This is a genomic window from Streptomyces sp. MBT65 (genome assembly GCF_016612545.1).
Lineage (GTDB): Bacteria > Actinomycetota > Actinomycetes > Streptomycetales > Streptomycetaceae > Streptomyces.
Genome location: NZ_JAENRY010000350.1, coordinates 1 through 12,144 on the forward strand (window position 1 = coordinate 1; position 12,144 = coordinate 12,144).

At 66.9% G+C, this 12,144-nt stretch carries 13 protein-coding genes; 3 read left to right on the forward strand and 10 right to left on the reverse strand.

The genetic code is table 11. The features are described from left to right. The 4 genes from JHN63_RS43890 to JHN63_RS43905 all read right to left on the reverse strand — a co-directional run. Positions 1–339 (reverse strand): hypothetical protein (locus tag JHN63_RS43890; RefSeq protein ID WP_234478602.1); only part of this gene is annotated, 339 nt, incomplete at its 3' end. A 102-nt stretch (positions 340–441) separates the two neighbouring features. Further along, positions 442–1,065, reverse strand: coding sequence for an RraA family protein (locus tag JHN63_RS43895; RefSeq protein WP_200690726.1), 624 nt, complete (start codon positions 1,063–1,065; stop codon positions 442–444). Between the two features lie 63 nt (positions 1,066–1,128). Continuing rightward, complete coding sequence (locus JHN63_RS43900) at positions 1,129–3,270, reverse strand: aminoglycoside phosphotransferase family protein (RefSeq protein ID WP_234478600.1); 2,142 nt, start codon at positions 3,268–3,270, stop codon at positions 1,129–1,131. 123 nt (positions 3,271–3,393) lie between these two features. Next, on the reverse strand, positions 3,394–4,437 hold the full coding sequence (locus JHN63_RS43905; protein ID WP_200690728.1) for a phosphotransferase: 1,044 nt from the start codon (positions 4,435–4,437) through the stop codon (positions 3,394–3,396). 247 nt (positions 4,438–4,684) lie between these two features. On the opposite strand from JHN63_RS43905, the gene JHN63_RS43910 reads away from it, so the two are divergent. After that, positions 4,685–5,470 (forward strand): HAD family hydrolase, encoded by a 786-nt coding sequence (locus JHN63_RS43910; RefSeq protein WP_200690729.1) that lies wholly within the window; start codon positions 4,685–4,687, stop codon positions 5,468–5,470. Here the strand turns inward: JHN63_RS43910 and JHN63_RS43915 are convergent. Next, a complete protein-coding gene (locus tag JHN63_RS43915) occupies positions 5,460–6,323 on the reverse strand; it encodes a GntR family transcriptional regulator (RefSeq protein WP_200690730.1) in 864 nt (287 codons plus the stop codon). The two genes, JHN63_RS43910 and JHN63_RS43915, sit on opposite strands and share 11 nt — an antisense overlap. A 172-nt stretch (positions 6,324–6,495) precedes the next feature. Here JHN63_RS43915 and JHN63_RS43920 point away from each other — a divergent pair, with 172 nt between their 5' ends. Further along, positions 6,496–6,672 (forward strand): hypothetical protein, encoded by a 177-nt coding sequence (locus JHN63_RS43920; RefSeq protein ID WP_200690731.1) that lies wholly within the window; start codon positions 6,496–6,498, stop codon positions 6,670–6,672. On the opposite strand, the gene JHN63_RS43925 is transcribed toward JHN63_RS43920, so the two are convergent. From JHN63_RS43925 to JHN63_RS43935, 3 genes are read right to left on the reverse strand one after another with little or no spacing between them, the layout of a single operon-like run. Continuing rightward, the gene (locus JHN63_RS43925; protein WP_200690732.1) at positions 6,669–7,550 is read right to left on the reverse strand and encodes a winged helix-turn-helix domain-containing protein; all 882 of its coding nucleotides are present in this window, start codon (positions 7,548–7,550) and stop codon (positions 6,669–6,671) included. The two genes, JHN63_RS43920 and JHN63_RS43925, sit on opposite strands and share 4 nt — an antisense overlap. A gap of 40 nt (positions 7,551–7,590) precedes the next feature. Further along, complete coding sequence (locus tag JHN63_RS43930) at positions 7,591–8,304, reverse strand: HAD-IA family hydrolase (RefSeq protein WP_307782129.1); 714 nt, start codon at positions 8,302–8,304, stop codon at positions 7,591–7,593. A 29-nt stretch (positions 8,305–8,333) separates the two neighbouring features. Beyond that, positions 8,334–9,212, reverse strand: coding sequence for a winged helix-turn-helix domain-containing protein (locus tag JHN63_RS43935; RefSeq protein WP_200690734.1), 879 nt, complete (start codon positions 9,210–9,212; stop codon positions 8,334–8,336). 166 nt (positions 9,213–9,378) lie between these two features. Between JHN63_RS43935 and JHN63_RS43940 the strand changes: the two genes are divergently transcribed. Then, a complete protein-coding gene (locus JHN63_RS43940) occupies positions 9,379–9,567 on the forward strand; it encodes a hypothetical protein (protein WP_200690735.1) in 189 nt (62 codons plus the stop codon). A 44-nt stretch (positions 9,568–9,611) separates the two neighbouring features. On the opposite strand, the gene JHN63_RS43945 is transcribed toward JHN63_RS43940, so the two are convergent. Then, positions 9,612–10,544 (reverse strand): winged helix-turn-helix domain-containing protein, encoded by a 933-nt coding sequence (locus JHN63_RS43945; protein WP_200690736.1) that lies wholly within the window; start codon positions 10,542–10,544, stop codon positions 9,612–9,614. A gap of 257 nt (positions 10,545–10,801) precedes the next feature. Then, the gene (locus JHN63_RS43950) at positions 10,802–12,076 is read right to left on the reverse strand and encodes a GNAT family N-acetyltransferase (protein WP_200690737.1); all 1,275 of its coding nucleotides are present in this window, start codon (positions 12,074–12,076) and stop codon (positions 10,802–10,804) included. Between the last annotated feature and the right edge of the window lie 68 nt (positions 12,077–12,144).

Genomic DNA, 12,144 nt, shown 5'->3' on the forward strand with positions numbered 1-12,144 from the left:
GGCGACGAGCGACCGGGTCTTCCAGTGCAGGCGACCGCCCGCACTGTCCCCCTCCTCCCCCTCCTCCCCCTCCTCGGCCGGATCGGGCCAGTCCACCAAGGGGAGTTGGGGCAACCCGAGCCAGGGCGCGACGCACACGTTCGCGTCGTCCATCCAGGTCGTCGCCCACACCAGTTCGCACCGCAGCGCGGCGAGCCGCGGCCCGAGCGAGGGATCGATCCGGGTCAGCAGAGGAGGAGCGGCGGCCACGGGCGGCGCGAAGCCCGGCGCGTACACCGGGTAGGGCCGCGACGCACCGAACGGAAGCAACGTCCCGTCGACATCGAGGAAGAGAAGCATCACGCCCAGGATCGACCACATCCCGCTCCCTCGCCAGACACGTCACGCCAATTCACGCCACTCCCCTGCCGGACACCTCACTCCTCTTCTACGCCCCGCAGGTCACCCCTCGAACCCGCCCGCGCGCAGCAGCTCCTCGACCCGGGCCCGGTGCGCCGCCTCCCACTCGTCGAGACTCTCGCGGCCCTCCTGGACGAGCCGTGCCAACGCCCCCGCCAGCACCTCGGCCCACCGCGCCCCCGGCACGACCACGACCCCGTCCTCATCGGCCACGACGACATCCCCGGGATCGACGTCGACTCCCCCGCACCGCACCCGCTCGTTCAACGGCAGTACGGCCTTCTTGACGCCAGGGATCGGCACGGTCCCCCGCCCGAACACCGGGAACCCGTCCGCCCGCACCTCCCCCAGATCCCGGATCACCCCGTCCACGACGAACCCGGCGACACCACGCCGCTGCGCGACGGCACACACGTTCCCACCGGCGAGCGCGTACTCCACGTCCCCGGACTCCACGACGATCACCGCATCGGGCTCGGCACGGTAGATCGCCGCGTGCAGCATGAGGTTGTCCCCCGGAGGACACCGCACGGTGAACGCCGGCCCGACGAGCCGCTGCATCGGGTTCCACAGCGCGCGGATGCCGAGATCCATCACCTGCGCGTGGCCTAGCAGGTCGGCGAGGGTGGTCGTGGGGATGTCCTGGAAATCGGTGATGTCAGTCATGGGACGGACGCTATCGCCCTGCCCCCGACTGCCAAGACGGCCCTCCTCGTGCGGCCAACTCCCCTATGCCAGGGCGCGGGCAAGATAGGGGTTGGCTCTTCGGCGGACGGTCAGGCCCAGGGAGCCGGTGGCCGCCGCGAGGGTCATCGCGTACGAGTCCACGGCACGGCGGACGTTGGGGGCGTCCAGGCTCGCTCCGGTGACGAGGCGGTCGAGGTCCACGTACGCGGAGCGGACGATCTCGATCCAGCGGTAGACCCGCCAGTCCTTCTCCCAGTCCCTGGTGTACGCGGCGGGCAGATCACGCTCCCAGCGGCGGAACATGCGATCGCGGATCTCCGGCCGGGTCGGCGTGAGGAGCATATGGCGGACGAGGTCGTAGAGCGGGTCGCCGACCACGGCCATCTCCCAGTCGATGATCGTCAGCGCCAGGCTGTCGTCACGGCGTATCAAGTTCCACGGGTGGAGACTCCCGTGGAGCAGGGCAGAAGCCCGGTGGCTCACCTCGTATCGGGAGAGGATCTCTCTGAGCCGGAAAGCGTCGGGGAGCCCTACGAACCGGGCCAGTTGTTGCGACTGCTTCGGCAAATCTCTTACCAGGGCGACGAGTTGTTTGCTCAGCCACCAGTAGAAACTACCGACGCCCGCCGCCAGCGGGTCGACCTGGATGTAGTCCACTTCCGTCAACGCGCCGAGCTGGGCGACGAGTCCGTCCGCCTCGTGCGGCAGCAGCCCACGCACCGGGTGTCTCGGCTGTTTACGGATGTCGCTCGGACCCTCGTAGGTGTGGATGACGAACGGGTCCTTGGAGTACGTCGGGACGTCGACGGTGAATTCGGAGTAGCTCTCGCCCAGCGCCAGGACCCTCGGTGCCGCCACGTTCACGTTCGACCGCTCGATGGCCTGAAGCACGGCGTGCTCGCTGAGGAAGCTGCGCTCACGTCGGCGGAAGTTCGCCACCTTGCGCCGCACCACGACGGGGAAGTCGGTGCCCGGTACCCGGATCACGGTGTTGAGATGCGCGGTGCCCTTGAACACCCGGCTCGCGGGTGCCGCGCCCTCCAGGAACAGGGCCTCCCGGACGGCGGCGCGGGGGAAGTCGAGGCGCTCGGGCACGCGCAGGTCCGGCTTCCAGTGGATCGCCGATCTGCCGGCCGTACCGCGCCGTGCCGTCCCGCCGGCCCCCGCGGAGGCCCGCCATCGGAACAGGATCCGCTCGATCTCGCGCTCGCCCGGCACATGACTGAGGCGCAACGGTTCAGCACCGGCCTCCAGGGCCCGGCGAACGGCCGCCGTCGCGTCGTCCAGGCTCTTCTGGTCGAACCGTTCCTCCAGGGACTTCGCGGCCCGCATGACGTCCGGGTAGACCGACTGCGCCCGCTCGAACGCGACGTAGTGCCGGAGATCCTTCGCCACACCGTTGACGGCTGCGCGCCGGACGGCCCACATGGCCTCCGCCCAGGCCTCTACGACGCCGTCCCACTGATACGCCGGATAGCGCATCCGGACGAGGTGGGTGGCGAGATCGTGCAGCGGGTCGCCGTAGGTCGCCAGCTCCCAGTCGACACAGATCAGCGGCGGATCACCGCCATACGACATGATCAGGTTGTCGCGGTGCAGGTCCGCGTGGAGCAGGCTGTACGGTCGCCGCGCCATGGCGGGTACCCGCTCGGCCAACCGGACCAGGGCGTCCTCGGCGATACCGAGGGCCACGAACAGGCCGCCGAAACAAGACCAGTTGGGCCTGCGGATCTGGAGGTCCGCCATCATGGCCAGCGTCTGCAGAAAGCCTTGGCTGTCCGTGTGATTGCCGGGCCAGAGCGACGGCCTGGGCGGCAACACGTCACCGCGGACCTGCGTCATCTGGGCGAGGAGGCCCGCCAGCGCCTTCAGGAGGAGCGTATCGACGGGCTTTCCGTTTCCGCAGACGCTGGAGAGAGGTACGCCCTCTACATAGCTGTGGACAGCGAAGCCGTCGCCTTCGACCAGGCACTCCGGCACATGGGGCAGTACGTCCTTGATGGCCCGGAGGATCTCCGCCTCGTTCTGCCAGGTCCTGATCACGACCGGCAGGGCATCAAGGCGCGGTACCCGCACGGTCACGGACGTGCCCGCCGGGCGGCCCACCAGCCGCGCCAAGTCGTCGGTGAGCGGCAACACGTAGTTCTTGTTGTGAAAGCCGCTCGCGGCATGTCCGCTATTCATGACGCTCGCCTTGAGCGCCTGCAGGTCAGAGAGGCGGGGATCACGAGGTATGCCCACTGGCACTCCGAGAAAGGATCTTCGCGGTCTCATTGCACGAACAGAGACGCGCGGCTCTCCTTGATGCTAGCGGACGAGTGCCGCCGCGATCCGGGATCTGCTCGGAACCTCGGACAGTCCCAACGGGCGTTCGGCGGCCGCCAGAATGGCCTGAAGTTTCCCTACCACCGAGGGAAGTCTGACCCAGTTGATTCTCGGCCCGTCACGCAGGAAGAGGGACAGCCGAATGACGTCGGTGAACACCGACTGCGCCTTCTTGAAGGCGAGAAGGCGATCCAGATCCTCTTCCCAGTCCTGTGTGCTGCCGGGGCGCACCCGGTCGACGACTCTCAACCATCCTGCGCGGACACGGCTTTCCTGGCTCTCCGGGTAGGACATCAGGTAGAGGTTGGTCGCCAAGTCGTAGAGCGGATCCCCGAACATCGCCAACTCCCAGTCAATGGCCCAGAGTTGGCCGAGCGGGTCGAGGACGAGGTTTTCTCGGTGCAGATCCGCGTGCAGCAGACAGAAGTCACGTTCCTTCAGCCCGGAAACGTTCTTTCTCAAGTTGACGAACACTTCGTCGCCGATACCGAGGTCTTCGAAGAGCCGCCCGAAAACCGGGTAGTTCTTCTTGTAGACCTGGTCTTCGACGAAGACGATCAGACGTTCCAGGAAGCCGTCGCAGTCGCCGTTCTCGGGGCGGTCCTCGGGCTCGCAGCGGCGCTGCACATCGAGCATGTCCGGCGTGATCCGTGCCATCTCCCGGAACAGGTCGACGATCTGGACGAGGACCGCTTCAGAAACTCTCCGGTCTCCCCAGGGACGCGCCTTGAGGGTCCGGCCCGCGATGAACCCCTGGAGCGCCATGCCCGCGACATCGTGAATGGGGGGGATGCGGCTGACTTTCCCCTGCAGCGCGCGGAGCAGATCCTCCTCCGAGCGGAAGCATCTGCGGTCGAACCACAGGATCTCCTCGCGAGGCTCCCGGAACTTCACCATGCGCGTCTCCCCGGGCATGGTCAGGACGTACGTCTCGTGGTGGTAGCCCTTGAGAGGGCCTCTGACCACGCCGTTCACGCCGCCCAGTTCGTCGGCTCGCAGCCGAACGTCGGAGAGTGGAGATGTCATTCGCTGCGTTCAGCCCGTTCCGACTTGAGCCGATGAGGTAAGGGATGAGGCACGTTACTCCACCCGCTTGGAGCGCTGGTGGAGAACCCGCCCATTGAACCGCGGCGGGCTACGGGACGTATGTTCGCTCAACGCGACGACGGACTCGGGCGCTTCGTGCCCGGGTCGAGCCCCGGTCGTTGGGACACGCGAACAGTGGAAAACGCGAACCCGTCCGGGACAGACTGTCGCGACGACTAGGAGCCCCATGACCGACGCGACCAACGCGACCGACGACCAGGACGCGTTGCTGCGCCTGCTCATCAGCACCGGCACCGACACCCCTGCCGTGCTGTTCGACTTCGACGGCCCCGTCTGCGACCTCTTCCGCGGTGCGCCCACGGACGACGTCGCGGAGCAGGTCAAGGAGATGGCACGACCTTACTGGGGCTGGCGCGATCCGCAGGACCAGGGCCTGTTGGAACCTGAAGTCGAGTCCTGTTACGACTCCCACGGCATCCTCCGCCGTCTCAGGGACATGTACGAGCGGCCGACCTCGAAGAGACTCTCGGCGGAACCGCTGAAGCGGGCGGAAGAGATTGTCACCGAACAGGAGTCCGGGGCGCTCCGGACCGCCGTACCCGCCCCGTACATCGTCACTCTCGTGGACCTACTGCGCGAACTCCGCATGCCTCTGGTGGTCGTGAGCAACAACGCAGAGGGCCCAATCCGCACCTATCTCGAACACCCGGATCTCCACAAGAAGTTCGAGGGTGTATTCGGCCGTGATCCGCATGACGCCCGCCTTATGAAACCCGATCCCCATTGCGTTCTCCGAGCCATCGAACACCTCGGACTTCCCACTTCCTCGTGCATCCTGATCGGCGATCAGATCACCGATCTGGAAGCGGCTCGAAAGGCCGGAACCTGGTTCATCGGATACACCCAGGAAGAAAGGAGGGCCAAGGAAATGGAACAGGGCGGCGCGGACGCCGTGGTCTCCACGCATCTTTCGATCATCGCGGCCGCCGAGAAGTTCCGAGCTAATCGGTGAGGTACTCCCACACGGAGTCGAACCACTCCTGCATGCCAGTCACGAACACCGTTCCCTGCGAATGGAGTTCGGCGTCCTTCACATGGTGAGTGAGACCGGCGCCCAGGCCTTCGACGTCCAGGGCGCCTTTGATCACTTTACGGTCCTCCATTTCGATGGACCGCGTGTACACCTTGTACGGACCGACCACCGCCTCCGTCCCATTGAGAAGGTAGAGCTTGGAGTACGGAATCAACTGACTCCGGCGGATCTGGAGATCCACGGAGGGCACCAGCCCAGTCGTCTCCAGATCGCTCAGCGCGGTACGCAAGGACTCGGCATACCGCTCCGTGATGCTCAGGAACCGCGCTTTCAGCCGCTTGTCCTGCGCCGGCTGCCCAGTCCGCCAGTACGGGAGTTGCAGTGACTCGGAGGGCAGCATCATGCGCAGGGCGATGCTCTGCGGCGCGATCTCCCCAGCCCGTATCCGCTCCGCCTGCATGCGGATGTGCGCGTCCAGCGACTCGGACGTCAACGTGAAGACGTCCAGGGTCACTTCGCTCTGACCGAAGGCGTGATCGATGAGCGGGCGCAGCGTGACCATCCCGCTGCTCGTCGGTGAGTGGACCTGCTGACCCTTGACGACCCTGGAACCACTTCCCTGACGCGTTTCGATCCAGCCCTCGCTCCGCAGCTCCCGGAGAACCTTCTGCACGGTGTCACGAGAGACCCCGAACTCCTCGGCCAGTTCACGCTGCGGAGGCAGGAACGAGCCCCTGGGGTAGATGCTTCCGTCGTTCATTCGCGACCGCAGCTCACCCGCGACGCGCTCGAACTCCCTGCCGCCGCCATCGTTCGGGGTGCTGTCACTCACACGGCGACCGTACCTCTCATCGCCACCGAACAAACCACTTCCAGTCAAATCACCCCACCAACTTGCCTGCCGGTTAAGGGATCAACAGCCCAGGGAACACCCGAATCACGTCAACCAGTCCAATTGGACGAGTAGTTGATCGCTTCTCGGGAAGCGGTGGTTTGGGGGAGTCGTGTTCATCTTGGACGTGGTGTACGCCGTCCTCGGCCAATGGTTCCAGTCACGCTACGGCGTGCTCGGCACCCTGTGCCTGTTCTTTCTCGGGGTCGGCTACCGGACACGTAACACGTGGTGCCTGTCCGCCGGAACCATGATCTTGGCCCTGCTGATGCTGATGCCCCAGCCCTAGGAGAGCCGGTCGGCCAGCCGCGTCCAGACGGACTCGAACCATGTCGTCATGCCGTCCACGAAGACGGACCCCGGTGATGTCGGGTCGGCGTCCCTCACATGGTGGGTGAGGGTGGTGCCGAAGCCCAGCACGTCGAGCGCCGTGATCTTGTCCCCGTCGTCCAGGACCACCGCACGTTCGATGACTGTGTAGACACCGTGCAGTACCTCGGCACCGTTGATCACATACAGCTTGAAGGTCGGCGTCAGCGGCGTGTGGCGGATCTCCAACTCGACGGACGGGACGAGGTTTTCGGTCTTCAGAGCCGTCAGTACCTCACGAAGGGACTCCGTGTGCCGCTTGGTGATGTGGTGCAGCCGGTCCTGCAGCCGCGGATCGTCCTGGTCGTCCTTGGCCCGCGGATACGGCAGGGTCATCGACTCGCTGGGCAGCAGCACGCGCAGGGCGATGCGCTGCGGAGCGATGTTCCTGGCGTGGATCCGCTCCGCCTGCGTGCGGATGTGCGCGTCCAGGGACTCGGACGTCAACGTGTAGACATCCAGGGTGACTTCGGGCTGTTCGAACGCCTCTCCTATGAGAGGCCCCAGCGTCAGAGCCTGGCGTGACCTGCTGGCCCGGGGGGTCCAGGACTGTATGCGCTGGTTCTTGATGACGCGGGAGCCCTTGCCCTGCCGGGACTCGATCCAGCCTTCGTTGCGCAGTTCCTCCAGAACCCGCTGCACGGTGTTGCGGGAGACTCCGAACTCCGTCGCGAGCGCCAACTGCGCGGGCAGATAGGAGCCCAGCGGATACACCCCGTCCGCCATCCGGACCCGGAGCTCCTCCGCGACCCGGCGGAACTCCTGGCCGCCTGCCTCGTCCTTGCCCGTCCCCGTCATTCGCCGTAGGTACCGCACCCCGACAACCGCCAAACCCCGGCTATTTCCGGAGCATCATCAGCAAGGGCTCCAAAGAGTCCACAATGTGCTCCGCTCCGCCCTCCCGTAGAAGCTTGGCCTTACGCGCGTTACGCGCGTAGCCGAGGAACGGGACCCTGGCCTCCTGCGCGGCGTCGAAGTCCGAGGGGGAGTCGCCGATCATCAAGGCGGCTGCGGGCGCGGCCCCCATGGCGCTCAAGGCTCGGTTGAGGCAGTGCGGGTCGGGTTTGAGGCGGTGGAGATCTTGGGTGCGGCCGTAGATGTGCGGGGCGAAGCAGGGGAGGAGACCTCGGTCCGCCAGGTAAGTGCGGGCCGCCCGGGGGGAGTTGTTCGTGGCGATCGCCAGTCGGGAACCCGTCGCCTTCCAGGTGCGGATCAGCGGGTCGGCGTAGGCAGTGGGCATCGCGGAGGCGGCGGCTCTCACCTCTTCCTGGGTGAGACGTTCCTCCAACTCCGCCACCAGGTCGCTACCGGGATGCCGGCGGTCGACGGCTCGCAGGACCACTTGCGGGTCCAGGGACTGCCGTTCGGGCTCCGTGAGCAGGCTGTGGAGGCCTCGTCCCTCCAACCACTCCACCAGTTCGACGGCCACTCGCGCCGCCTTGTGTCCCGCGAAGAGCCGGCAGATCGGCCCGTCGAAGTCCCACAGCACCACTCGCGCACGCGTGATCAGTTCCCGCAGGTTCTTGGTCTCTTCCGCTGTCTCTGCTGTCACCGGTTCAGTCTGCGCCGTATCAGGAGTCACTAGGAGAGTGTCAGGTCCGTCGTGATGGTTTCCCAGAGGGCATCGAACCACTTCTGCGACTGCTCCACGAAGGCGGCGTCCCGTTGACCGGCCTGTCGCAGGAAGGAGAAGAGGACGGACTGGGAGCCGAGAGCGTCGTACATCTCCAGCGTCTGGCTGTCGTACTCCTCCTCCCGCTCGTCGAGCACGTAGTACCCCAGCAGCGCCTCCTCCTCGTTCAGGAGGTACAGCTTGATAGGTGGGGTGAACGGCAGGGCGCGGAACGTGACACGGACGTCGATGCCGTGGGTGGCGCGCAGGGCCAGGAGGTTGTGCTGGAGTACCTGGGCCTGGGCGTTGCGCATCGTCAGCCAGCGTTGGTGGACCGGGTCGTCGTCGCCTCGGTCCTCCACCGAGATCGGGAAGGCGAGGGCGATCTTCCGGGAGGGGAGGAGGACGCGGACGTCGACCGAGGTCGGGCGGGCGCGGCCCTCGTGGATGAGGCGGACCGACTCGCCCACCGCGAGCATCAGGCTCTCAGCCGTCAGGCAGGCCGCGTCGAGTCGTACGTTCGGTTTGGTGAACGCCTCGGACAGGCGGGGGGCCAGGGCCACCATGGTCGGCTGGGGCTCGCCCGGCACCGGGATCCGCTCCGCGATCCGCGGCGGGCTCCCCTTGCTCACGTTGGTCAGCAGGCCCGCCTCCTGGAGCAGACGCAGCGCCTGGCGTACGGCGCCGCGTTCGACGCCGAACTCCTCGGCCAGGTCGGCCTGGGTGGGCAGGCGGTCCCCCGCCCTGAGGTCCCCGGTGCGGATGCGGTCCCGTAGGGCGTCGGCGATCTCCTGGGGCGAGAAGCTTCTGCTGCCGTTCACTGCCACGTTCTCCTGGGTCACGACCAAACGGTATAACTCTGCCCCATCTAAGGGGAGTTGTTTGGAACCTGATTGTAAGTAGGTGTGAGTAGGTGCCAATCGGGAACAACTTAAGCAGAGTTGGCTGCCAACTTCATTGAGTTGCTTCAAGTTGGTGGAAGTTTTGCTTCCGCAGCCCGAAGGGGGAACCACCGTGCCTGCCATCGCCCTCCTCTCCGCCGTATTCGTCGTCGGCTTCGAGCAGATCGTCCAGTGGAAGTACGGCGCCACCGGCATCGTCGGTCTGCTGTTGCTCTCCATCGGCATCAAGGCCAAGAGCCCGGCCATCAGCTCCATCGGGGCCGTCGTCCTGGCCCTGCTGCTCACCGGTCCGGCCCTGTGACCCGTACGACGAGCCCCTGTCGGGTCAGCCGCCGCGGGAGGTGATCAGCTCGTGGGTGTCAGCGTGAGCTCCGAACTGATCGTCTCCCACAGTGCGTTGAACCACAGGTGCGACTGTTCCACGAACGTCGTGTCCCGCAGTCCCGCACCCTGCTCGAAGGCGAACAGCATCGACTGGGTGCCCTCCGCGTCGTACATCTCCACCTGCTCCTGCCCGATCTCCGCCTCGCGCCGGTTCAGCGTGTAGTAGGCGAAGAGCGCCTCCGCGCCGTTGAGCAGATACAGCTTCACCGGCGGGGTGAAGGGCAGGGCGCGGAACGTGACGCGCACGTCGATGCCGTGCGTCGCGCGTAACGCGAGCAGGTTGTGCTTCAACACCTGTCCCTGGGCGTTGCGTTGGGCGAGCCAGCGGCGTTGCAGTCGGCCGTCGAACGAGGCGTCCGCCCGGTCCTCGCGGTCCACCCGGGAGGGGAAGGCGAGGTCGATGTCGCTGCTCGGCAGCAGCACCCGGACGTCGACCTTGGCCGGTTTCAGACGTCCGGCGTGGATCTGACGCAGCGGCTCCCCGATGGCCAGCGTGAGCGAGACCGCGGTCAGACAGAGGGCCTCTATCTCGACGTGCGGCTGCGCGAAGGCCGCCGCGATCCGCGGTCCCAGGCCCACCGTCGTCGGCTGCGGCGGCGCTCCCGGGCCGGTCAGCGCCAGGGTGAGGTCGGGGGCCACGGTCGCCGGGCTGCCTTTGGAGACGTTGGTGAGCAGCCGCTCGGACTGCAGGATGCGCAGCGCCTGTCGTACGGCCCCTCGCTCGACGCCGAACTCGTCCGCCAGCTTGGCCTGGGTGGGCATGCGCTGGCCGGGCCGCAGTACACCGGACCTGATCCGGGTGCGCAGCTCGTCAGCCAGCTCGTGGTGTGACCACTGTGGCCGTGGTGACCTCGTCCGTCCATTGACGGTGGCGTGTTCCGGGTCCACGACCAAACACTACAACTTCCCGCCATCTTTCGGCAGTTCAAGGAAAGGTGGTTATGAGACGTACCCAAGAGGAGATAACTAGAAGAGAGTTGGTCACCAACTTGGCTAACTTGGCCGACCGGGTCTCTCTCCTGGAGGGGAGCCGAGAGCCCGGCGGCCGGCACCACCACAACTGAACAGCCACAACTGAACAGCTACGGATGAGTCCAGCAGTCCAGCAAGAGTCCAGTGAGTCCTTCAACAGGCACCAGGTGAAAGGTCGTTCAGAAGATGTCCGGGCACCAAGGCCGCCTGGACGTACGCAGCAGGGCGTCGGCCACACGGGCGGCGCCCGCTCGTTCTTCCCGCACCCGGCCCAGCGCCGCGAGCCGTACGGCCGACTCGTCCCCCAGCCACAACGTCGCCAACTCCCGCACGTCCAAGGTGAGTTCGGCGCTGTCCGTGGTCGGCGTGCAGGACGCGCCCTGGGCCGTGGCCACCAACCGGTAGCGCCCGCCCGCCAGTCCGGCCGCGTCGACCACCTCGAACACCAACTCGCCCTCTCCCTCGTACGACCGCGCCTCCATGGCCCGTACGACATCCAGGATCCGCACCCACAGCCAGTCCGCCTGGGTCGTGATGGTGGCCGCGCGCGGGTCCGGGAGGAGGAGGGGCAGCAGGTCGTCGGGGGAACGCCAGCCCGACTTCACCTTCGCCACCCAGTCGATCGAGCAGAGGTGGTGCCACAGGGCGCGTTCGGCGGCCGGGGTGGTGGCGATCAGGCCCTTCACCGTGGCCGTGTCGAGCGGCTGCTTGGCGTCGCTCCAGGTGTCGTCGCAGACGTACGCGGCCAGGCCCTGCACCTCACCGTCCGCGGCGCGGTACACGGCGTAGAACGGCTCGGCCCACGGTGCCGCGCGCGTCAGCCGTACCGCCCCCGTCGCGACCTGCCACCAGCGGTCGTCGCGGTTGATCGCGCCGGGCTGGGCGCGGCGCAGGCGTTCGTGCAGTTCGGGACCGAGTTTGCGTACGTCCTCGCCGTCCACCAGGTCGATACGGCCGCCGTCCTCCGGGGCCGACCAGCGGGGGTCCAGGCCGGTCCGCGTGACGTCGATCTCCCACTGGGTCGCGGAGGTGGCGGGGCCGAAGCCGTAGCGGCCGTAGATCCGGTACTCGGCGGCGATCAGCGTGGCGACGACGTCGCCCCGTTCCTTCGCCGCCGCCAGGTCCCGTTCCATCATGCGGGTCAGGAGGCCTCGGCGGCGGTGGGTGGTCGTGACGGTGACGTTCGAGATCGCGTTGGCGGGGACGGGGGTGCTGCCCACGGCTGTGAGCTGCTGGGGGAAGGAGCGGAAGGTGGCTACGCAGCGGCCGGCGTCGAACGCGCCGAGGGTGCGGGGCAGGTCGATGTAGCTGCTGCGGTCGGTGAGTTCGTCGTCGGTGACGTCCGGGGTGCGGAGGAAACCGGTGTTGAGGGCGCGGATCCAGTCGGGGATGTCGGGGGGTGTGATGGGGCGTACGGCGAGGTCGGCTTCGCGGTTGTTTGCGCGGGGGGTCATGGGGTCACGGTAGGTCGGTGGGGTTGGGTGTCGCGCGGATTTTCCTCGCCCCCGCCGCCCCTACCCGT

Excerpts from the sequence above, each read along its gene's own strand:
- JHN63_RS43895 (WP_200690726.1), bottom strand. The coding sequence starts at position 1,065 with ATGACTGACATCACCGATTTCCAGGACATCCCCACGACCACCCTCGCC.
- JHN63_RS43900 (WP_234478600.1), bottom strand. The coding sequence starts at position 3,270 with ATGAATAGCGGACATGCCGCGAGCGGCTTTCACAACAAGAACTACGTG.
- JHN63_RS43905 (WP_200690728.1), bottom strand. The coding sequence starts at position 4,437 with ATGACATCTCCACTCTCCGACGTTCGGCTGCGAGCCGACGAACTGGGC.
- JHN63_RS43910 (WP_200690729.1), top strand. The coding sequence starts at position 4,685 with ATGACCGACGCGACCAACGCGACCGACGACCAGGACGCGTTGCTGCGC.
- JHN63_RS43925 (WP_200690732.1), bottom strand. The coding sequence starts at position 7,550 with ATGACGGGGACGGGCAAGGACGAGGCAGGCGGCCAGGAGTTCCGCCGG.
- JHN63_RS43950 (WP_200690737.1), bottom strand. The coding sequence starts at position 12,076 with ATGACCCCCCGCGCAAACAACCGCGAAGCCGACCTCGCCGTACGCCCC.